16 protein-coding genes are annotated in these 22430 nt (G+C 37.3%); 5 read left to right on the top strand and 11 right to left on the bottom strand.

Features of this window, described 5'->3' with window-relative positions; all coding sequences use genetic code 11:
- Positions 1–384: 384 nt before the first annotated feature.
- The 3 genes from BZG02_RS17915 (at position 385) to BZG02_RS17905 (ending at position 3227) form a co-directional block, all read left to right on the top strand.
- On the top strand, positions 385–1659 hold the full coding sequence (locus BZG02_RS17915) for an exo-beta-N-acetylmuramidase NamZ family protein (protein ID WP_101263121.1): 1275 nt from the start codon (positions 385–387) through the stop codon (positions 1657–1659).
- Between the two features lie 269 nt (positions 1660–1928).
- Complete coding sequence (locus BZG02_RS17910) at positions 1929–2699, top strand: threonine/serine exporter family protein (protein ID WP_101263120.1); 771 nt, start codon at positions 1929–1931, stop codon at positions 2697–2699.
- 3 nt (positions 2700–2702) lie between these two features.
- Entirely contained in the window at positions 2703–3227 is a 525-nt protein-coding gene (locus BZG02_RS17905) for a threonine/serine exporter family protein (protein WP_101263119.1), read from the top strand.
- Positions 3228–3787: 560 nt separating this feature from the next.
- Here the strand turns inward: BZG02_RS17905 and BZG02_RS17900 are convergent.
- The 9 genes from BZG02_RS17900 to nagB form a co-directional block, all read right to left on the bottom strand.
- The gene (locus tag BZG02_RS17900; RefSeq protein WP_101263118.1) at positions 3788–4897 is read right to left on the bottom strand and encodes an acyltransferase family protein; all 1110 of its coding nucleotides are present in this window, start codon (positions 4895–4897) and stop codon (positions 3788–3790) included.
- A gap of 11 nt (positions 4898–4908) precedes the next feature.
- Entirely contained in the window at positions 4909–5439 is a 531-nt protein-coding gene (locus tag BZG02_RS17895; RefSeq protein WP_101263117.1) for a GDSL-type esterase/lipase family protein, read from the bottom strand.
- The gene (locus BZG02_RS17890) at positions 5429–6736 is read right to left on the bottom strand and encodes an AmpG family muropeptide MFS transporter (RefSeq protein ID WP_101263116.1); all 1308 of its coding nucleotides are present in this window, start codon (positions 6734–6736) and stop codon (positions 5429–5431) included. Before BZG02_RS17890 ends, BZG02_RS17895 begins: the two co-directional genes overlap by 11 nt.
- A 128-nt stretch (positions 6737–6864) precedes the next feature.
- Entirely contained in the window at positions 6865–8325 is a 1461-nt protein-coding gene (locus BZG02_RS17885; protein ID WP_245868129.1) for a SpoIID/LytB domain-containing protein, read from the bottom strand.
- Positions 8326–8657: 332 nt separating this feature from the next.
- On the bottom strand, positions 8658–9665 hold the full coding sequence (locus BZG02_RS17880) for a DUF4922 domain-containing protein (RefSeq protein WP_101263115.1): 1008 nt from the start codon (positions 9663–9665) through the stop codon (positions 8658–8660).
- Positions 9666–9858: 193 nt separating this feature from the next.
- Positions 9859–10737, bottom strand: a complete 879-nt coding sequence (locus tag BZG02_RS17875) for an N-acetylmuramoyl-L-alanine amidase-like domain-containing protein (protein ID WP_101263114.1) — start codon at positions 10735–10737, stop codon at positions 9859–9861.
- A 478-nt stretch (positions 10738–11215) separates the two neighbouring features.
- Positions 11216–12676 (bottom strand): glycosyltransferase family 2 protein, encoded by a 1461-nt coding sequence (locus BZG02_RS17870; RefSeq protein ID WP_101263113.1) that lies wholly within the window; start codon positions 12674–12676, stop codon positions 11216–11218.
- Positions 12677–12703: 27 nt separating this feature from the next.
- A complete protein-coding gene (locus BZG02_RS17865) occupies positions 12704–15823 on the bottom strand; it encodes a golvesin C-terminal-like domain-containing protein (RefSeq protein WP_143470509.1) in 3120 nt (1039 codons plus the stop codon).
- 87 nt (positions 15824–15910) lie between these two features.
- The gene (gene nagB, locus BZG02_RS17860; RefSeq protein ID WP_101263111.1) at positions 15911–17893 is read right to left on the bottom strand and encodes a glucosamine-6-phosphate deaminase; all 1983 of its coding nucleotides are present in this window, start codon (positions 17891–17893) and stop codon (positions 15911–15913) included.
- A 270-nt stretch (positions 17894–18163) separates the two neighbouring features.
- On the opposite strand from nagB, the gene BZG02_RS17855 reads away from it, so the two are divergent.
- Together BZG02_RS17855 and murQ are read left to right on the top strand one after the other, a co-directional pair.
- A complete protein-coding gene (locus BZG02_RS17855; RefSeq protein ID WP_101263110.1) occupies positions 18164–18994 on the top strand; it encodes a BadF/BadG/BcrA/BcrD ATPase family protein in 831 nt (276 codons plus the stop codon).
- Between the two features lie 11 nt (positions 18995–19005).
- On the top strand, positions 19006–19836 hold the full coding sequence (murQ, locus tag BZG02_RS17850; protein WP_101263109.1) for an N-acetylmuramic acid 6-phosphate etherase: 831 nt from the start codon (positions 19006–19008) through the stop codon (positions 19834–19836).
- Between the two features lie 73 nt (positions 19837–19909).
- Here murQ and BZG02_RS17845 read toward each other — a convergent pair whose 3' ends face one another.
- Positions 19910–20629: a FadR/GntR family transcriptional regulator gene (locus tag BZG02_RS17845; protein WP_101263108.1), complete on the bottom strand. Its 720-nt coding sequence runs from the start codon at positions 20627–20629 to the stop codon at positions 19910–19912.
- Positions 20630–20948: 319 nt separating this feature from the next.
- A complete protein-coding gene (locus tag BZG02_RS17840; protein WP_101263107.1) occupies positions 20949–22319 on the bottom strand; it encodes a dipeptidase in 1371 nt (456 codons plus the stop codon).
- Positions 22320–22430: the final 111 nt, after the last annotated feature.

The raw sequence follows: 22430 nt of genomic DNA, 5'->3' as shown, positions 1-22430 counted from the left end.
CCTCTAAAGTTCGATATTCTCTATCAGCTATAGTTAAGCGAGCTATTTTAATTCCCTAAATCATCCTCTCCATCCAACGTAAAATAAACTTCCTTAATTTTCTACCAATTTCTAGCTGTAATTGTCACCCTAACGTATCACCGCCGATTGTAAACTCAGCTGTTTCGATTAAAAAGGCTAAATTTGTTTTACTTTCCATTAATGGCATATAAGCAATAAAAAGAAAGCAAAAAGCGAACAAAAAATAATGTTACCAACCATAATCATTTTAGAAAGATTGATAAGTTGTCATACATGTTACAAAAATATAAAATTTATTAGTTTTGCAATGGAATATTTCAGAAAACAAGTATCGAAACTGCAAAAACTTAAAAAACCCTCATCATGAATAATAACAATACATTGCATACTGTAAAAAGATTCGGATATTCCCTTCTTTTAGTCGGTATCCAATTCCTATCTATACAAACATCCCTCCTGGCTCAAAAAGTAGAAACAGGCATAGATGTACTACAAAAAACCAATTTCGCCACTTTAAAGGGAAAAAAGATTGGAATAATTACCAATCCTACGGGAGTGAATAAAAATCTAGTCTCGACCATTGACCTACTTCACGCGAGTAAAGATGTGGAGGTGAAAGTTCTTTTTAGTCCTGAACATGGAATAAGAGGAGATCATGCTGCCGGAGAGAAAGTAGCCACCTACACGGATAAAAAAACTGGTATTCAGGTGTATTCGTTATATGGCAAACAACAAAAACCAAATAGTAAAATGCTACATGATTTGGATGCTATTGTATACGACATTCAGGATATTGGTGTTCGCTCGTACACCTACATTAGCAGTATGGGATTGCTCATGGAGGCTTGTGCCGAAAATAATGTAGAATTTATTGTACTCGATCGACCAAATCCTTTTGGAGGAAATAAAATTGAAGGCTGTTTAGTGGAACCCAAGCAAATATCTTTTGTGAGTCAGTTCCCAATTCCCTATGTGTACGGACTAACATGTGGAGAACTAGCTAAGTACTTAAACGAAGAAGGCTTACTAAAAGACGGTAAAAAATGTAAATTGAAAGTGGTAGCAATGGAAGGATGGAAACGAAACATGACTTTTCAGGAAAGCGGTTTGCCTTGGGTTCCTACATCACCACACATTCCAAATGCTATGAGTGCAATTTACTATGCATCATCGGGCATACTTGGCGAATTGTATACCATATCGATTGGTGTTGGCTACACACAACCATTCGAATTATTTGCAGCCGAATGGATAGATGCCGACAAGCTATCCACCAACTTAAATAATTTGAAACTTGCAGGCGTACTTTTTCGACCAGTACACTATAAAGCCTACTATTCTGTTGGGAAAGATAATATGCTACATGGCGTTCAATTGCATTTTACCGACATTCAGCAGGCGCCCATCTCTCTCATTCAATTTTACGTGATGCAGGAATGTCACCAGTTATATCCTAATAAAAATCCATTTGAAATGTGTGAATCCTCGCGACTAAGCATGTTTGATAAAGTATGTGGGAGTAAAGAAATAAGAAGAAGATTTTCCGAAAACTTTCTGGTAAGTGATATAAAAGAACTTTGGGATGCACCTAAAACTTCTTTCCTGAAAAAATCGGAGAAATACTATTTATACCAATAAACAGGGTGAAAAATCAGCGCCTAATTTCCTCCTCCTTTCAAAGCTGGAATTCTTAAAATAACTACATTTGCAAACTATAACTTTTTGTGTCTTTTAAAACATATACTTCGAAACAGCTTATCAGTAAATTTTTTTCTGCTGACTTAACTACGAAATTAAAATGTAGATTTCAACAGTTAAACAGCAAGCCGGAATTCACTAACTAACTGTATAGTAGAAGGATTGAGAGTTATCAATTATCAAATTATTATTATTTTAATATAAAAACGATGATTTTATCCGAAAAAGATAAGATTAATGAGTTGTGTCAAATTCTGCTTGAGGTTGGAGCTTTACTGATGGAGACCGGAGCAAATACATTTAGAATCCGGGTTACCGTAATGCGAATTGCATGTACTTATGGCTACCGTGCAGAATTATTGATTACGCATCATGCATTAATGCTAACCCTATACAACAAAGAGTCGGATCAATTCTTTAGCAGACTAAAACAAACCTCGAGTCACCGTGTCAATTTTAAAATTGTGAGTGGACTTAGTAGAATGAGCTGGCACATTGTAGAAGAGAATTGGAGCTTAGAAATGGTTCGTAAGGAAATTGATCGGCTAAAATCCGGCTCTCATTATCCTCGAATTGTAACCTTAATAATGGTGGCTTTGGCCGGAGCTTCCTTCTGTCGCCTATTTGGTGGAGAAGCCATAGAAATGCTAGTAGCATTTGTGGCAACCTTTGTTGGCTTATTTGTAAGACAGGAAGCCGCGAAGAGAGAATTTAATCCGTATTTATGCATTTTCTCAGCAGCTTTTGTGAGCTCGCTTATTTCTGGAGCTACTGTTTATTTTCAAATTGGCAATAACCCCGAATTTGCTTTTGCCACCTCTGTTTTATATCTCATTCCTGGAATTCCATTAATAAATTCGCTACTAGACCTTTTAGATGGCAATATTATTAACGGTGTAGTAAGAGGAATAAATGGATTAACTATCGCTCTTTCGATTGCCTTAGGATTATTGGGAGCAATACTTATTTATAATATTTAAACTATGGAGTGGATTCATTTATTTGAGACATGGATTTGGCTGGGATTTGCAGCCACTGGTTTTGCAATACTCTTTAATGTTCCTCCACGAACATTATGGGTTATTTTTATTATGGGCGCTTTGGGTGGCACCCTAAAGCTAATCTGTTTAAAATTAGGAACAAACATCATTCTTAGCTCTTTTATGGGCGCTTTACTTATTGGTTTTTTAAGCGTAGTAGCGGCTCATTTAAGACATTCGCCACCCTTCATTTTTGCGATTCCTGCAGTTATTCCAATGGTTCCTGGAGCATTTACCTATCGCATGATGTTGGGAATTATCCGTTTAACGGGAGAAAATGATCATACTATTTTTCTTCAATTGCTGCAGGAGACTTTTGATAACGGATTAAAAGCCTTTTTTGTTTTAACAGCACTTTCGCTTGGTGTATCGGGTCCCATGTTATTGAGCCGAAACAAATCAACAAAAGAAATTAAGACCAGTAAAATTGTAACTAAGATATTTGGATCAAAAAAAGCTTCGGATTAGGTCCGAAGCTTTTCTTTTATATCTATTTTAATAGTTCGTGAGACAATCTTGTCCTAAATGATTTTGACAATTGGGCTTCCGCCCAAACCCGACTTCATCTTTTGGGCTTGATCCAAAAAACGAAGCAAAAAAAATCAAGGCTACTTATTAAATATCTTTCTTATTTGCCTCAGACTTAATTGCGTCCGGGTGATTTTCTCCCGAAAATGAATTTTGTTGTATTTGTAAAAACAAATACTTACAAATTCTATATCGGGATCAACTTCCCGGTCTTTCTAAAGCCTTCGTTAAACAAAAAATATTTAATAAAATGCCAATTCCTAAGGTGCTGACAAAAACAAACCCATCATTCTAATACCAGCATTAAACATCACTATATTAATGATTTATACGGATATAGTAAAAACGTTTAGGACGCTATTGTTCGTGAGATATAAAATTTAAGACGAGACTGATTTACTAACAACTTATTATCAACACACTGATAGAAATGTAGAAAATTTAGAACGAACTCATTATCGAATCTTTACAAAACCTTACCGAACTATTGTACTTAGTATTTAAATCTTAATAAAAATTTTTCGTTTATACAGAAATAAAACAATCAGCCAATACACAAGAATGTGTGCCAAGGCAAAAAATAAGGACCCATTTAAATCTCCTGCCCAGGATGCAAATGCATTTTTATACAAGCAAACGTATCCGGTCATTGAATTTCCATTCGGATCGGTGATCCGAATCAAATAAATAAGTACTCTCACCCAAACTCCCGAAAGCACATAAATAAACAAAGGATTCATCCCAAACACCAGAAAGGGATGCGCCCATTTTTTGTAGTTTAAAATATCGATCAGATAAATCATTACAGCCAAAACCAGAAGCGCTAAACCTGCAGTATAAACTACATAAGAACTAGACCAAATTGGTTTATTGATAGGGAATCCTAAGTTCCAAATTAAACCAACGATCACCCCCAAGGAACCAAACAGCAATAATTTCTTCACCAACTTATTTCGCTCGGTAGATTCAATTAAAAATCCGGCAAGGTATCCAAAAATTACAGTTGCAATTGCTGGAAGTGTGCTAAATAATCCTTCAGGATCGAAGGCAATGCCAAAACCTTTGTACAAATGATTCTCTCCCAAAATAAAGCTATCGAAAGCCATTGTAGGATTTCCCTGCAAACTATACGGATGATCTCCGCCAAGGAAAAAAACTAATCCCCAATAGACCAAAAGTATTACAGCAGCAACAACTACCAATCGAATTTTACTCAGATACAAACAAAGCAAACTACCAATTCCATAAGCCAAGGCAATCCGTTGCAAAACGCCCATTATTCGAAAACTTTCCCATTTAATTTGCACAAAAGGAAAAGCATTCAACAGCAAACCTATTGCGAAAATGATTACTGTTCGTTTCAGAATTTTTCTGCCTGCCTCGGGCTTTAATTGATGATCGAACTTTCCGAAAGCAAACCACATGGCTACCCCCACAGCAAACAGAAAAAAAGGAAATACCAAATCGGTTGGTGTGCAACCATTCCACTCGGAATGCAGCAATGGCGAATAAACATGCTCCCAGCTACCTGGAGTATTTACAGTAATCATGGCTGCAATGGTTAATCCCCGAAAGGCATCCAATGCCATAAGACGTTCTGTTTTTTTCATTCTTTTCAGTTTTAAAGAAGATTTTCCGCTCGCAAACAATTCTCCCACATCTTATAACCAGCATTATTTAAATGCAAACCATCAATGGTATAATCTTTTATCATTTGATAGCTATAGGTTGAAAAAGCTGTATATAAATCAACGTAAGTAATTTTCTCTTTTTCACACAAATCTCTCAAGTGATAGTTCAACTCCAAAATCCTCATTCCATCGAAATTGGCACTTTTAAATAGGGTTTCATTGGTAGGCAAAAGACTTTGAACAATTAATTCAATATGAGCATGCTCCTTTAGTAAGGAAAATAACTTTTGATAATTTTCGAGCACCTTTTGATAACTTAAACCATCTCCTAAATCGTTAACACCCATCATCACGAAAATTTTGGCAGGTTCCCAAAACAAGACCATATCCAATCGATCAAGAATCTCATCAGACCGTTCTCCGGATATCCCAAAATTGGAAATTTGATAAGCTGGAAAATACACTTCCCAAGTACCGCCCTCGGTTAAACTATCTCCTAAAAAAGCAATTTTATTTTTCATTTTTTTCTGTTTTTATCCCAAATTTAGGATCTACATGAATCAATTTCACCATTATAAAACTAGGAATGGTACATATCATTACCCAAACAAAGAAGTGTTGATAACCAATCGTTTCCTGAATCCAACCCGATATCATTCCTGGAAACATCATTCCTGCAGCCATTAGGCCTGTACAAAAAGCAAAGTGAGCCGTTTTGTGTTTTCCTTCGGACACATATATCTGATACAACATGTAAGCTGTGAAACCAAATCCGTAACCAAATTGCTCAACTGCCACCGAAGCACATATTAAATAGAACGATTCGGGCAATGCATAGGACAGATAAACATATACCAAATTGGGCAGATTTATAGCAATTACCATTGGCCAGAGCCAGTATTTTAATCCGTTTTTAGAAGCTAAATAACCGCCAAGAATTCCTCCTATGGTTAAAAAAATAATTCCAATGGTTCCATATACTAATCCAACATCGCTGGTGGTTAAACCCAAACCTCCAACTTCTTTAGGATCGAGCAGAAAAGGGGAAGCCATTTTTACCAATTGTGATTCTCCTAAGCGATAAACGAGTATCAAACCTAGGATTTTCCAAATGTCTTTCTTCATGAAAAAGGTCGAAATAGTCTCTCCAAAACCATCAAAAACATGAGAAATACTTTTCACTTCTCTTTCCTCATCATCTGGAGGATTTGGCAAGGCAAACTTGTGATAGAAACAAATAACCAAAAAACTAGCCGCTAAAATAAAAAAGGTCAACGACCAAGCCATTGGAATATTCACTTCGGAGGCTCCAAACAGTTTTGTTGTTTCGAAATATCCTGCCAAAATAATTAACAAGCCTTGGCCGGTAATCATTGCCAAACGATAAAAAGTACTTCTAATTCCAACAAAATAAGCTTGCTTATGCGTATCTAAAGCATACATGTAAAAACCATCAGCCGCAATATCGTGTGTAGCCGAACTGAAAGCCATCAACCAGAAAAATGCTAAAGTTGATTGAAAAAAGAAAGTGGTTGGAACGGTAAAAGCGACCCCTGCCAAACCAGCACCAATCAATAATTGCATGCTTACAATCCACCAACGTTTACTTTTTAAAATATCAACAACAGGACTCCATAATGGTTTAATCATCCAAGGTAAATACAACCAGGAAGTGTACAAAGCAATATCGGTATTCGAGATTCCTAGCTTTTTGTACATGATTACAGCAACGGTCATCACCACAACGTAAGGAATTCCTTCAGCAAAATAAAGAGATGGAATCCATGCCCATGGAGAGCGAGTTTTTGTTTTTGACATTATTTTTAGTTTAGATTTAAGATATGAGATTTGTGAAGTGAGAAATGAGATATTAGACTATTTACAGCTTTAGAAAAAAGCATACTCCATTTTTCTCATGTCTCATTTCTATTATCTCACATCTATAATTAATATCTTTTTTCCAATTCTGCTCCACGGAAATAGTGAAGTAGAATTTCATCGAATTTGTATCCTTTGGCACCCATCACCGCGGCACCAATCTGACAAAGTCCAACACCGTGTCCCCAGCCAGCACCAACCAAAATAAATTTGGCGGGAATTCCATTTTCTTCTCCCACTTTATCCACAACAAATTCGGAGCTATACAGGTGCGATTCGGAAAGTACTTTACGAATTTCCAACTCTTTCCCAATTACCAAACTGCGTTTTTTACCCACAATTTTTAGTTTGATTAAACGACCCGACTCTCCTCGTTCCACAGGAATTAAATCGAGAATCTGGCCAAAGTCTTTTCCTGTTTTTCTTTTTATTAATTCTGAAATTTCTCCTTGTGTGTAGGCTACTTCCCAACGATAGAAATCCATAGTTTCCTGATCGTAATCGTTCAAAACCTGCGATAAAATTTCTTTATCAGTAGTATTGCAAAAAGCCTCTGGCGAAGTTCGAATCCACTTTTCGGCAACTTCTTCCTTTTTCAGATTCATATCATATCCTGCAGGAGCTTTCGGATTATCGATAACCGCTTGCAGGTATTTATGATTTTCGGGTTCCCAAACATTCTCGAAAGTCTCGGCTACGCCACCACAACATTTCGAAAAACGTGCATCGCAAACCTTGCCTTCGCTAGTAAGTACCATTCCGCGAGTTGCATCAATTGCATCTACAACCAGTTGGGTCGATTGTTTGGTAATGCCTTGATAACGCTGACAATGATCGTCGGCACAAACATCAAAATTCACATGATCTTCGCGATCGTACCAACGAATATATTCCTGATCGGTTTCGACGATACTCTGATATTTAGTTTTTGATTTTTGCAATTCGGCACCTTTAAGCACCTGTGCAATTAACCACGAACGGGAAATAATTGCATGAGCTTTCAACAGCTCCATACTGCTGGTTGCACTCATTTCCGATGAAATAACACTAATCAAATAATCTTCCAGAGAAAGAACATTGATAGCAGTTAGTTTCTCGTTTTCGCAAATAAAGTGCAAAGCTCCCTTGAATCGCTGATCTTCTTTTCGCTCCCAATGGAATTTAATTCCAATAGTTACATCCAACAAATCGAACGATCCTTTCTCGTAATATTTGGGAGAGAATACCAATTCTTCCGAAGACAAACGTAAGCCATCGAAACCAATTTTTCCATCTGTGTAAACAACTTCCTGTTTTCCGGTGTACTCTTTTCCATTTTGCTGAAAAATATAAATCCCATTTAAATGAAATGAAATTTTAGGCTCGTACATGATGCCTATGCGTAATTGTGGTTCGTTCATATGATAGTTTCGTTTGATTTTAAGCATTTTACAATTCCTATTGCTTCCGGTTACATTTACATTGCTTCGACTTACATTTCTGTTGCTTCCGCTTACATTTCCACTCCCTTTACTTACCTTCCAATTCACTTAAGCTACATTCGCACTCCCTCGACTTACATTTCTATTCCCTTGAGTTACATTCACAGTCCCTCGACTTACATTCACAGTCCCTCGACTTACATTCACAATCCCTCAAGCTACATTTTCACTCCCTCGACTTACATTTTATAAAATGCCGTTTATTTCCTTCTGTAAATTTGATATTCCGACTTAAAGTCGGCTTACCAATGGTTCTTATCTATACCTATTTACTATCAAAAGCCTGCTTAAAATATCAAGCTGGTCATGCTCCGACTATCAGCAAGCCGTCCATGTCAGGGTATGACTTGATATTAATTTGGTATTATTGGGAATCACACTTAAAGTGAAAGCCCCAACTGAGCTTTTACCTTCTTACAAACTGTTGCAAAAAACACCTCATCAACACTTACCTGCTTAAAAATATCAACAACATCACTCGAGGTGATTTTCTCAAAATCCTCGCGCCGAGGAGTAATGAACACTCCGCCAAAATCTACCGAGGCCGGACTAATTAATAATTGTTGATCGCCTTCGGCAAAAAATTGTGATGGACGATGTAATTTTCGTGGAAACAAATGCATGATGTATTTTCCATCTACAAAGGAACAAATAGCATTGAGCATTGGCTCTTTTTCTTCTGCTTGCATCTCAGAAAAAGTCTGATAGAAAACAGAAACAGCATTTATCATTTCATTTTTGCTTTCCGACTCGATGGAAATCATCTTTCTTAGATAATTCGGAAAAGCCCGCACTTCCACTTTTTTTGAATCACTTAAAAGTTCCGATTGCAAATTCTTTAAAACAGCATACTCGGTTTCTACTGGCATAAAATTTTTAGTGCCAGCCTGAAAATGCATATGATCGGGAGCCGACGCACCGCATTTTGGTCCGTTGTAAAAAAGAGTATAACCAATCATGCTTTTGCATAAGGATAACATTCCCTCCAAATTCGCCAGAAAAGATTGATCGATATGATCTACTTTTGGAATGGTAAAATGTTGTGGAATGATTGGAAACGGATTTACCAGAATCACAAAATCATTGCCATGAGCAATTCCTGCTTGCTCGGCAGGAAGCTTATCCAAACACAAAAAACAAGCACGATTTTCGATACTTTTTGAATCGACTTTGGCTACTGACGATCTTATTCTTTCGGGATTGAACTGCACTTTTATCTTAAAATTCTCGAATTGAAATTCTTTTTCTTCCACTTTTTCCAATCCCTTGTAATTTCCTGTTGCCAACGGCCAATTTTTAAGCTGATCGTTCAGAAAATCACCTAATATCTGCGTAGAAGATTTCTCTTTCAATAAATCCTCTAATTTATCTATGCTGTTTACGTTCATTGTTTTCCTAGTTCAAGTAAAAAAATATTTACTTTATTTTTATGCGATATCATTAAAAATAGATTGTGAGATTTTAGATGTGAGATAGGAGACTGATCTGCAATTCGCTTATTGTCGACCCAAGCATCTATACATTATTCAAACAATCATCGAGTTATTATTAAAACTCTTACAGGTCTTCGACTCTGTCAGGTTATTTTAACCTAACAACCATTATTCCTGACTGAAATTTACTTATCAGAAGCATTTCTGCCAAAGGAATATCTGAAATCACCACTTTTTTAGCTTTGCTAGAGGCATGCATCAAGTGCAACCTGTTGTTTACATGAATGGCAATACCAACATGAGATATGTCCAAACCTTCTATTTTTGTAGTAATTGCAATTAAATCGCCATTTCGAATTTGATCTTCCAACTGTTGCACCTTTGCTTCGGGAATAAAAAATAGATCCCTTTTATTAATTTCATTTTCGGTCTTCCGGATTTTCCCTACCAATAAAGTATTCGCCTGTAAAGCAGGATAAGCACTGAGGTGCGTACTCATAAAATTGATTACTTTATTGTACTTTTCACCACCAATTTCGGCTGTGCTATTTTTTACAATTCCTTTTTTTTCATTTTCATAAATCCAATCGGAAAAATAATGCAATCGCGAAGCGTAATCGGTCAGTTTGCCATTTCGGTAGCGCAAATTTTCAAGTTCCTTCAAAAAATCATCCGCTTGAAGCGAATCGTTGGCTAGTGCCTTTGATAAAACCACCACATTCTCCAGGTAAGTGGTACAATCTAACTCGCGGAAATTAACCACCAATTCCTCTTTTTTATTCCGATCTAAAGTACCTCCAACATAAGCTGTTTGTAGAAACATTTTTGCCACTTCAATCACCCTATCATTTAATTGTAAAGTATCTAGGGAAGCATTGCTTGCAACTTCCCGTATGGAATTAAAAATTGCCTGATCGGTAGAATCTTTAAATTGGACAGATTCCTTTACCACTTGCTGGGATTTCTTTCCCTGACAAGAGCTTAGAGATATCAGCAGTATCACTAAAATTTGAAAAAATTGCTTCATACTTCTTATATTTTATCAGATTTCACCCTAAAATAACACCTGTATTCTTTTTTTATCTGTGAATCTCCGTGTGCTCTGGGTTAAAGAAAAGTTTAACCACAGAGCACACAGAATTTTTACTTACCTGCACCCCTCTCCCTGTCGGGTTTCTCCCCTAAAAGGGGAGATTGCAATTATTGATGTTTTTTGCCAAAAGTAAAGTTTTTATCAACAAGCTTACTCAAAGCATCTTTCCCTTATAGGGAAAGTCCCGAAGGGGAAAGGGTGAAAAACACATTGACAAATAACGACGCTATTTTAAAGATGTTAACTTAACCACGTTTTTACTTACTTGCACCCCTCTCCCTGTCGGGTTTCTCCCCTAAAAGGGGAGATTGCAAATATTGATGTTTTATGCCAAAAGTAAAGTTTTTATCAAAAAGCTTACTCAAAGCATGAGAAACACATTGACAAATAACGACGCTATTTTAATCTACATCTATTTTTTGCACAATAGTTTTCTAGCTTTCAATTCGATGGTGCGAATACGATCTTTGTAGGTATTGTGCGCATTCATTTTTTCGATATCCAAAGAAGCATCGGAATTATCATCCCAACGACGACACAAATAAATAGAGTCGTAAATTCTACCAATCTGGTAGTTACGCGAAATGGCTAAACCTAAAGCATAATCCTCACCATAATTCACATTTGGAATTGGATTCTTGCGCAATACCGGAGTATAGAATGCACGAGGAGCACCCAATCCGTTAATACGAAGCGCATTATTTCTTCCATTTTCTGGTGTCCACTCTTTGTGATCGATAATTCCAGGAGGAATTTCTTCCAGTGCAAAATTTACCATCTGATAAGTTCCCACTACCATGGCACAGTTTTCGCGATAAAATGCATCCACTACTTTTTGAACGGTATCATCACCAGCATACAAATCGTCGCTATCTAACTGAATAGCAAATTTACCGCAAGACTCGTGCGCTACCGCTTCGTTCCAACAACCACCAATTCCCAAATCTTTTCGTTCCGGAATAATGTGAATGATACGCTTATCGATAGAGGCATATTTTTGAATAATTTCTGTCGTTCCATCTGTAGAATAATTATCTACAATAATTAAATTGAAAGCCACATTCGCTTTTTGAGTCAAGACCGATTTAATTGCATCCTCGATGGTTTTTACACGATCGCGAACTGGAATCACCACAGAAGCTTCCATTTTAAAATTGCCTTCCTCGAAAGCAATAGGATCGAATTTAGGTGCCAAGAAAGCGCCAATTCTTTTTAAATGTTCGGTGCAGGCAATCTCCATTTCAATTTGTACCGCACGATTCTTAGGATCCACATAATCGAAAATTTTCTCTCCCGATTTTCTGGTATCCATTTCTTCTTCGGTGTACAATACTTCCGGAATTCTCATAAATTCGGAACGCGAAGCCACTGCCAAGCGCAATTCGTACAAGCCTGCATGACGAAAAGAAGCATCCACATCCTTCACAGCTTCTTTCAACACTTTCGCATCGTAAAAAAGCACCGATCCAAAATTAAAATCATCTCTCAAACTACCTTCCTGATAATCGATAACCGGACAATTTTCAACCACACCATTCTTAATGGCACGATAATTTGAATACACCAAACCACTGTTTGTATCCTTTGCTACCTTCAGAAAACGATCCAAAGCCAACTGTCCCAGAGTTAAGGCGCTAGTTTTTGTGTAGATAAAAACATATTCCGAATTTGCTTTCCCGGCAATTGCATGAATTGTTTCGCCATAGGTTAAAGCTTTCGAACTTAAAACCTCAACTCCCTCAATTTCTAACTGTTCAGTACTGCCTACAACATAAATTGCAGACACAAGTCCTGTTTTTTTTAACTCGTCAACCGTAATTTTTGTTTCCTCCTTTGTTCCAAAAGGAATAAAACATGTCACCTTTCCGTTCATAGTAAATATTGTGTTTTTGTTATATTCTTACTGATTAAAAAATTGAAGTATCTGTTTCATCAATTCATTTCGGTACGCTTTTGTTTCCAGCGTTTCCAATGGAAATCCTAAAATTACCGACTGATATTTCCCATTGTACAAAACACCTGCACTTTTATTATTTCCCGAATATCGTAAAAGCACTTTTGCATTCTCGCCAAAAGGTTCAATCGCATCCGGTGCTTCTACCTTATATATTACCGATGAATATCCAGTTACAAACTGATATTCTCCTGTGAAATTGTTTCTCACCTCATTCGTATGCGATACTTTTCCCAATTTACTCCCATAATTGGTTCTAAACTGATAATGCAATTCATTCTCGGCAAAAGATTTTGCCAAACTATCGCCACAAAGTTCTAAATCTGTGCCAACATAAGCTCCCGAAAGAATTAATTTCGCATTTTTATCGAGCAAATACTTACGAATTGCCTCCCTCATTTCGGGCGTATAAATAGTAAAATCTTTGTTCTCCTTGCCATACATTCTTTTGCTTGTTTTTTCCTCTCCAAAAATAAGATCTAAAACAGAGAACTCTTGCGCTTCCCAATTCAGCTCCTCAAAAGCCTCATCACTCATGGATACAAAACCAAAGCCATTATCGCGAACCGCTAATCCGTGCACAAAAGGATAATCGAAACTGTTGCCCGGAATTATTCTTTCCTCCTGATCGGCATAAGAGCTTCCATGACCCGATGCATCATCATCCAGCCAAACCGATTTCCTATCAAAATCGTATTGATCTCCAACATAAGCAATATTTCTTTTGTAGGCTACCCCTTCGTCTTCCGAACTTTTAAAACCAGCTAACTTTCCATCATCAAACCCCTGAGGAGCAGTCAACCGATCAAAACCATTTACAATTAAAACAGGTTTTTTCCCATTTTTAGCTTTGCAATAGGACAATATTTCCGAATCAAAGCTTTCTCCGCCTTTATTCAATGCCGTCACCTTAAAACTATATATCACACCAGGTTTACAGTTTTCAATTCTATATTCGGGCTCGAAGCTTTCTATTCCATTATCAAATCCCTCCTCTTCAATTCTTGTATAAACTTTATAAGAAGTAGCATTTGCTGTAGCTTCTAATTCATCAGCAACCGGCTTCCATGCCAATAAAATTCCTTTTTCGGTTTCCCTGATTTGAAAATGATCAACCGGCAAAGGTTGCACCACATAATCTCTTCCATCCTGAGAAGAAAGAAACTTTAAAATCCCTTTGTAATAGGCTCTGCTAACATCGAATTTAAACTTCGGATCCATCGCCTGATACATATCTGCAAAATTCTGATGCGACATGAGTTCCGATAGCATGGTTGGCACTTTGGGACGATAAGCTTCGGAATATTGCTTGTTCCACATTCCTCTCCTAGTCCATTTTGGCTCGTATTTGCTCCGAATATCTTCCACCACCTGCGACTGAATAATATCGGTTAAATCGCGACTTGCCCATTTCGATTGTCCGTTTGGAAAACAATCATTATCCCGCGTAGTCGAATAAATCGCCAGACTTCCAATAATGGAGTCATTCGGAGTAAAGCCGGCATCGGTATGGAATGCCAAAGCCATATCAACAGGTATTCCCAAACCTTTAACCGTTGGATTTTTTGTAGGACCAGATGGAGCGCCGATCAAATAATCTACCCATTCGCCACGACTCATGTAATCGTCTTTGTAATCGGTTTTACCAACTTCTCGTTTCTGAAACTTAGCCGCATCTTTTCCCCTATTGCTGTAATCTGCCTCGTAATCTTTATTTATGCTGTACACCAATGAATCGGGCATGCCTGCATACTGAAGGTAGTAACGTGCCGCCTCCTGATATCTGGGACGATTACTGGTATATTTTTGCCAAATAGCTGTATCCATTTTAAAACCAAACTCAGCTCTTTGCTTTTTCAGGGCTTTCAGTTCGTCGGGATTGCCACGAGCAATATTTCCCATTCCTCCACCAAATCGAACCGCGTCGGCCGAAATCCACTTTCCCACCTCCTTACTTTCGTTCGACAATTCCAGTCTTCCTTTTTCAGGATTTCTCCCCTTATCAAAAAGGAAAGTTCCCAAATAAATCCAGGTTTTACCTCCCATACTTTGGTTCACCACAAACTCTGTTTTGCCTCCAGTATGATATACAGTATAGTGTGCGTCATTCACATTATCCTCATCATCCGAATAGGAAACGTAAACTGCATATTCTCCTTTCTCAGAAAAATAAGGAAGGTATTTCGCAATAGCAGATTCATTAGTCCCTGCCTCCACCTGATAACTATGTCCCAATTCGAATGGATTTTCTCCCTCCAAATAAAATGGATATTTATTTGCGAAGCCAGCTTGAGAATTAAGTCCCCAAACCGAAGCATCTACAATACACTCCGAACCTTTCGATGACCAATCCGCATCTACAATCACCTCGTTTTTCTGAATATCTCTTTCACGAGGAAACAAAACATTAGCTCCAGAATTTTCGAGCATTGGAGCAATATATGGCACAACAAATTCCATGGTCCATAAATCTTCAACGGTGCAAAAAACTCGTGCTCTTTGCCATTCCCATCTATCTAAAGTATTCTCGTAATACCAACCATGCGAATGCCAAAGTGCAATGTGCTTGTTCTTTAATCCAAATTCCGGAGCAATTCCTGCATTTAGGTTTCGTACCAATGCATGTGCTACCTCTGCATTTTTATTTAGTCGCCCCTTATCCAACGCCACCATTCCTCCCCGGTAAAAATTAGGAATCAAGTCACTAATTTCCTGCCCCATACTTTCCATTCGAATCGAATAATCTTTAAATTTCCGACCCAAATCTTCCTTGAAATCATTCTTATATTTCAAAACAGATTCCGGACGAAAAGGGATGTAAGAAAATACCGAATTCATAAACAATACAATCTGCTTTTGCTCTGAATCGATCTGCAAACTATCGTATTGAAAACTGTACACAAAATCCTTAGATGCTTCCTCCACAAAATATTGCGCAGCTTTGTCGGCTTTCCGTTTTAACCGATCTGATTTCCGGATTGCCTTCGTATGATAGGAAGAAAACATCAAAAAGAAGATGACAAAAAGGAGCTTGAAAAAGCGAATGTTTCGAAAAGATAAAGACATGAAAATCATTGTTTTTTAGCGTTAAAATAAAGCGACTCCATAAAATCCGGTATTCAGGAAATTGAGTTCGAAAATTCTCAGATAAATCTAAACAATATACCTGACAAATGCTTCAATTGCCTCGTATTCTGCCAGACCTAATTTGTTAAACAAATCGGCTGTAGCCCTATTTCTTTCTTCAGATCTTTGCCAGAATAATCGAGAATCATTTCCCATAAAAGGCGCACTCTCCATTTGCGATTGATGACGCAAAATTGCATTTCGTTTGTGCTGAAGCTCTTCCGGACTCACAGGAACAGCCATTTGAATTTCGTCCAAATCCCACTCCTGCCAAGCTCCGCGATACAACCACACATAACAGTTCTTCATCCATTCCTCGTCTCTTACTATTTTTAATGCTTGGTAAATTCCTTCCCAACATACCCGATGCGTTCCATGAGGATCGGACCAATCGCCTGCAGCAAAAATTTGTTGTGGCTGTAACCTTTGAAGTAAATTCACCAAAATTCGAACATCTTCTTCCCCTAGCGGATTTTTCTTCACTGCACCAGTTTCGTAAAAAGGCATATCTAAAAAATGAAGATTTTTGGATCGAACACCAACAAAACGACAAGCTGCCTTGGCCTCTCCTCTTCGAATTAAAGCTTTCATATTTCGAACTTCAACAGTATCTATTCCCCCTGGCTCCTTATTCTCCAACAAAAACTTTCGAATATCTTCTATTACACACTGAAGGTTCCCCTCATTGGTATCGTGTGTTCTTGAAAAACTTTTTACAAAAGAAAGATATCTTACCGCCTCATCATCAGCAACTGCAATATTTCCGGATGTTTGATAAGCAACGTGAACTTCATGTTTCTGATCTACCAATCGTCTCAAAGTTCCTCCCATCGAAATTACATCATCATCAGGATGCGGACTAAAAACCAAAACTTTCTTACTTGCAGGCTCTGCTCTCTCTGGTCGATGAGAGTCGTCTGCATTTGGCTTTCCACCTGGCCAACCAGTAATGGTATGTTGCAAATCATTAAATACTTTAATATTTACCTCGTAAGCAGAACCATACAAAGCAAGCAATTCACTCAAGCCATTATCATTATAATCCCGATTAGTCAGCTTCAAAATTGGTTTTTGCAGTTTATTACACAACCACACTGCAGCTTTTCGAATCCAATACCGATCCCACTCCACACTTCCAACCAACCAAGGATTCTTCACCCTAGCCAATTCACTTGCCGCCGGAACATCCAAAACAAATTTAACATCCGCGTGGCGCTGTAAATAACTAGCTGGAACCGCATCGCACTGACTTTCTTCCAAGGCTTTTTTTACAATAGCAGCTTTTCCTTCGCCCCAAGCCATTAAAATAACACGCTTGGCTTTAAATATGGTACCAACCCCCATGGTTATTGCTGCTTTAGGCACATTATTTAATCCATTAAAATCTTTAGCCGCATCTCTTCTGGTTAAAGAATCGAGCATAATCAATCGGGTTTTCGAATCCAATTGCGAACCAGGTTCATTAAAGCCAATGTGACCTGTACGACCAATCCCAAGAATTTGTAAATCCAATCCGCCACAAGAATCAATCCTATTTTCATACTCCTTGCAATATCCGGTAATCGTAATTTTACTTACCTCGCCATCTGGCACATGAATTTGATTTTTCGGAATATCGATATGATGAAACAAAACATCATTCATGTAATGATTATAACTCTGCGCACTTGATTTCAACATTGGATAATACTCATCCAAATTAAAAGTAATCACATTCTGAAACGATAAAGCTTCCTCCTGATGCAAACGAATCAATTCCGAATACACACTCAAAGGAGTTGCACCGGTTGCCAATCCCAAAACACACTTTTTACCAAGCTTTTGTTTTTCTTTAATTACACTTGCAATTTCTGCAGCCACCCATTTAGCAGCTTTTTCTACCGTTAAAAAAATATCTGCCGGCATTTTCTCGTATCGAGTCTTCACTGTTCTGTCGAACTCATCGGCAGGTTGGTAATACAACTTGGCTTCATCATGCTCTTCTCTAAATTGTAGTATCTGATTCTCCATTTTGCTATCTCCTGATTTAAATTACTTTCGGATCAAAAATAGAACAGAAAAGCCAATTTTCCAAAATTGGTAATACATGTTATATAATACTTTTAGCAAATGTTTAATTTTTATATATTTGTAAGGTGAAAATGTCACAAGCAATACAATAAGCTTGTTGGAAGATACAGAGAGAATATAAATAAAAGTTTACGGATTGAATTTATAATTTAAATATTTGTAAATTCATTTCTAATTGGCACTCATCATACATGTTATAAAAACAAAACTATGCTATTAATTGCAGAGAGCGGATCGACCAAAACCGATTGGGTTCTTTTAGGAAACGAGGGCGAAATAAAACGCCGGCAAACACTTGGAATCAATCCCTACCATCAAAATACAAGTTCAATTATTAAAATAATTAGCTCATTGAACGATTTTGACTCGGTACATCAGATCTTTTTTTACGGAGCTGGCTGCGCTACTGATGACAAAAAACAAATTATTAAAGATTCCTTACTACAAATATTTCCCGAAGCAACATGTGAAGTGAACAGCGATGTTTTAGCTGCTGCCCGATCGGTTTGTGGCAGAGAGAAAGGAATAGCATGCATTATGGGAACAGGTTCGAACTCCTGTTTATATAACGGAGAAAACATTGAACACAACGTTTCACCACTAGGTTATATTTTAGGAGATGAAGGTAGCGGAGCCGTTATGGGCAAAAAATTAATTGCTGATATACTAAAAGATCTTGCTCCTGCAGAAATAAAAAGTGCATTCTATCAGAAATACAATCTGGAATATGCCGATATCATAAACAAGATATACAAAGAGGAAGCTCCCAGTCGTTTCCTTGCTCAATTTACCGTCTTTCTTTCGGAGAATATTCAATCTCCTTATATTTTACAACTGGTAAAAAAGAGCTTTTATGAATTTTTTGAACGAAACGTAAAACAATATAACAATCATACGAACCTACCCATTCATTTTATTGGGAGTATCGCATTTTATTTTAAGAATGAATTAAAAATTGTGGCTGATGAAATGGGCTTGCGGATTGGTAAAATCAAGCAAAGCCCATTGGAAGGATTAATTCAATACCATCTTAGTAAATAATACAGAGAAGAATGAACAAAGAGAGTAATCAGAAAACCTCAAAAACAATAACAGAATCACCATCGAACTTTTCCAATTTAGAAAAGATGTCGGTTACCGAACTGCTTACCGGAATTAATCAGGAAGATGGACAGGTTCATTTAGCAGTACATCGTACCATTCCCGAAATAGAGAAATTTGTCACTTTACTTATTGATCGGATTAAGGCAGGTGGTCGGTTGTTTTATTTAGGCGCGGGCACTAGTGGCAGACTTGGCGTATTGGATGCTTCGGAGTTACCGCCAACTTTTGGTGTTCCTGGAAATATTGTAATTGGTTTAATTGCTGGAGGCGATAAAGCGCTGCGAAATGCAGTTGAGTCGGCAGAGGATGATTGGGACAAAGCCTGGGAGGAAATTCAGGAACATGGTTTTAACCAAAACGATACCGTATTGGGAATTGCCGCTTCGGGCACAACCCCTTATGTAATTGGTGGTGTGAAAAAAGCGAGAGAAAATGGATTGCTTACCGCTTGTATTACTTGCAATCCGGGAGCTCCTGTTTCGCAAGCTGCAGAAATTGTAATGGAGGCAATTGTTGGACCCGAATTTGTTACCGGAAGCACCAGATTAAAAGCTGGAACTGCCCAAAAAATGATTTTAAACATGATCACAACCAGCCTAATGATTAAATTGGGACGAGTTCAAGGAAATAAAATGGTGAACATGCAACTAACCAATAAGAAATTGGTAGAACGCGGAACCAAAATGATTATGGAAGAATTAAAACTGGAAAAAGAGGTAGCCAAAAGCCTGCTTCTAAAACATGGCTCAGTAAAAAAAGCAATAGAAGCCTACAAATAAAATACTCCTTTAACACTATAAAAAAAACGGAGATTGACGAGTCAATCTCCGTTTTCTATTGAAAATACTATTTTTATTTTTTCAAATATTGTGTATAAATCTCAAGGGTTCTATTTATTTGTCCAACCATTGCTGTAAATGCTTTGTCAGCATCTTTATCGCGAATAGCCTCGTAAATAGTTCGATGTGCTTTAATCGTAAAATCTTTCTCACCATCTACGTTCGCATAAATTAAATTACGCATGCGTGGTAAAAGCGAGTAAATTGGCTCCATAGTAATAATCACAATCGGATTGCAGGAAGCTTTAGCCACATTCAAATGAAATTTATTAATGATATCGGCTTCCATTTGCGTATTATCTGGATCGCAATCTTCTAAATCAGAAATACTCTTAAGCAATAAAGCCAAATCCTTATCGGTTCGGTTATTGGCCGCCATACGAGCAATCTCTGGCTCAAAAACACGTCTTACTTCAATAATTTGAGGAATTAAATTACTATCAAAACTTAAATCGTAATATAAATTTAAAGAATCAATGGCATCTTTGATTTTCAATTCACTAACATACATGCCACTTCCCTTTTTGATCTCAATCAGGCCCCGGGCGCTTAATCTACGCAAAGCTTCACGTAATGCAGTTCGACTCACCGCAAACATCTCGCACAATTCCCGCTCCGATGGAAGTTTAGCTCCAACCAGTAATTTCTTCTGGCGAATAGCCTCTTCTATTCGGCGCTCAATCTTTTGACTAAGAGTTTGAGCCGATCCTATTTTTCCAAAAATCTCATCCATGAACTACAAATTTACTTCAACCTGTATGATCTATTACGACAAATCCAGAAAGAACTCCGAATTTCGGGGCAAAACCATACATTTTAACCCAAATGCAAAGATACCCAGAAAAATACCTATTTTCAAGGTTTAAGCTTTATTTTAAACGATTCCGAAGAATCAATAGAATAAAATATTAATTATTACGCTTTAAATCCAATAACTAAAAGCAATTTCAAATTAAAATTAAACTGATCATACCAAAATAAATTTTAACACATAAAAAAGGGTACTCCATACTAGAATACCCTTCCTGTTTATATTTTTAAATTGCAAATTACTATTTCTTCAGTTCTGCAAAATACTTATAAAACAATGGAATTGTATTAATTCCATTAAAGAATTGCTCCAATGGGAAATTCTCATTTGGCGAGTGAATTGCATCACTTTCCAATCCGAATCCCATTAAAACCGACTTTATACCCAAAATTTCTTCGAAAGAAGAAATAATTGGAATACTTCCACCACTACGAACAGGCACAGGAGCTTTTCCATAAACTTCGGTATATGCTTTTTCTGCAGCAACATATGCTGGGAAATCAATCGGACAAACATATCCTTGACCACCATGCAATGGAGTAACAACTACTTTAACGCAATCCGGAGCAATGGCTTCGAAATGTTCTTTAAAAAGAACTGAAATTTTCTCCCAATTTTGGTTCGGAACCAAACGAGTAGAAATTTTTGCAGTTGCTTTCGATGGAAGAACTGTTTTAGCACCTTCGCCAATATATCCTCCCCAAATACCACAAACATCGAATGATGGACGAATTCCTGTATGCTCTGAAGGAGTATATCCTTTTTCACCAGCTAATTCTTTTACATCAATTGCTTTTTTATATTCTTCAACATTAAAAGGAGCTTTAGCCATCATTGCTCTTTCTTCCTTGCTTACTTCAATTACATCGTCGTAAAATCCTGGAATGGTAATGTGACCGTTATCATCCACCATCTGAGTAATCATTTTAGCCAATACATTAATTGGATTAGCTACAGCTCCACCAAACAATCCAGAATGAAGATCCCGATTAGGACCTGTTACTTCCACTTCCCAATACATTAAACCACGTAATCCAGTAGTAATAGATGGTATATCCGGAGCAATCATTCCGGTATCGGAAACTAAAATTACATCGGCTTGTAACATTTCCTTATTTTCCTCACAGAATTTTGGAAGATTAGGAGATCCAACTTCTTCTTCACCTTCAATCATGAATTTCACGTTGCAAGGAAGACAGTTATTCTTCACCATATATTCGAAAGCCTTTGCGTGCATAAACGCCTGACCTTTATCATCATCGGCTCCACGAGCCCAAATTTTACCATCTTTAACAACAGGCTCAAAAGGATCTGTATCCCATAAATTTACCGGATCAACAGGCATTACATCCATGTGACCATAAACCATCACTGTAGGTAATTTAGGATCGATTATTTTCTCACCATAAGTAACTGGATTTCCGTCTGTTTCCATAATTACAGCTTTATCAACTCCAGCATTTAACATCAACTGCTTCCAATATTCTGCAGCTTTGTACATCTCTGGTTTGTTTGCTTCAATCGAGCTGATAGACGGAATACGAATCAGTCCAAATAATTCTTCTAAAAACCTCTCTTTGTTCTCTTCAATATATGCTTTAATGTTATCCATAATAATGTGTTTATTGGATTTAAGTAATATGAAACGTAAATATAGCAATTAGAAATTAGCTTTTAAACTTCTAGCAATAGAGATTTATAAGTGATTAGTTATCAACAAGTT

It is taken from the genome of Labilibaculum filiforme, from assembly GCF_002843315.1.
GTDB lineage: Bacteria > Bacteroidota > Bacteroidia > Bacteroidales > Marinifilaceae > Labilibaculum > Labilibaculum filiforme.
Note: the sequence above shows the minus strand (reverse complement) of the source record. Positions and strands in the feature narration are given on the sequence as shown.

Coding starts and splice junctions, on each gene's coding strand:
- BZG02_RS17915 (WP_101263121.1), top strand. CDS start 385: ATGAATAATAACAATACATTGCATACTGTAAAAAGATTCGGATATTCC.
- BZG02_RS17910 (WP_101263120.1), top strand. CDS start 1,929: ATGATTTTATCCGAAAAAGATAAGATTAATGAGTTGTGTCAAATTCTG.
- BZG02_RS17905 (WP_101263119.1), top strand. CDS start 2,703: ATGGAGTGGATTCATTTATTTGAGACATGGATTTGGCTGGGATTTGCA.
- BZG02_RS17900 (WP_101263118.1), bottom strand. CDS start 4,897: ATGAAAAAAACAGAACGTCTTATGGCATTGGATGCCTTTCGGGGATTA.
- BZG02_RS17895 (WP_101263117.1), bottom strand. CDS start 5,439: ATGAAAAATAAAATTGCTTTTTTAGGAGATAGTTTAACCGAGGGCGGT.
- BZG02_RS17890 (WP_101263116.1), bottom strand. CDS start 6,736: ATGTCAAAAACAAAAACTCGCTCTCCATGGGCATGGATTCCATCTCTT.
- BZG02_RS17880 (WP_101263115.1), bottom strand. CDS start 9,665: ATGAACGTAAACAGCATAGATAAATTAGAGGATTTATTGAAAGAGAAA.
- BZG02_RS17875 (WP_101263114.1), bottom strand. CDS start 10,737: ATGAAGCAATTTTTTCAAATTTTAGTGATACTGCTGATATCTCTAAGC.
- BZG02_RS17870 (WP_101263113.1), bottom strand. CDS start 12,676: ATGAACGGAAAGGTGACATGTTTTATTCCTTTTGGAACAAAGGAGGAA.
- BZG02_RS17865 (WP_143470509.1), bottom strand. CDS start 15,823: ATGTCTTTATCTTTTCGAAACATTCGCTTTTTCAAGCTCCTTTTTGTC.
- nagB (WP_101263111.1), bottom strand. CDS start 17,893: ATGGAGAATCAGATACTACAATTTAGAGAAGAGCATGATGAAGCCAAG.
- BZG02_RS17855 (WP_101263110.1), top strand. CDS start 18,164: ATGCTATTAATTGCAGAGAGCGGATCGACCAAAACCGATTGGGTTCTT.
- murQ (WP_101263109.1), top strand. CDS start 19,006: ATGAACAAAGAGAGTAATCAGAAAACCTCAAAAACAATAACAGAATCA.
- BZG02_RS17845 (WP_101263108.1), bottom strand. CDS start 20,629: ATGGATGAGATTTTTGGAAAAATAGGATCGGCTCAAACTCTTAGTCAA.
- BZG02_RS17840 (WP_101263107.1), bottom strand. CDS start 22,319: ATGGATAACATTAAAGCATATATTGAAGAGAACAAAGAGAGGTTTTTA.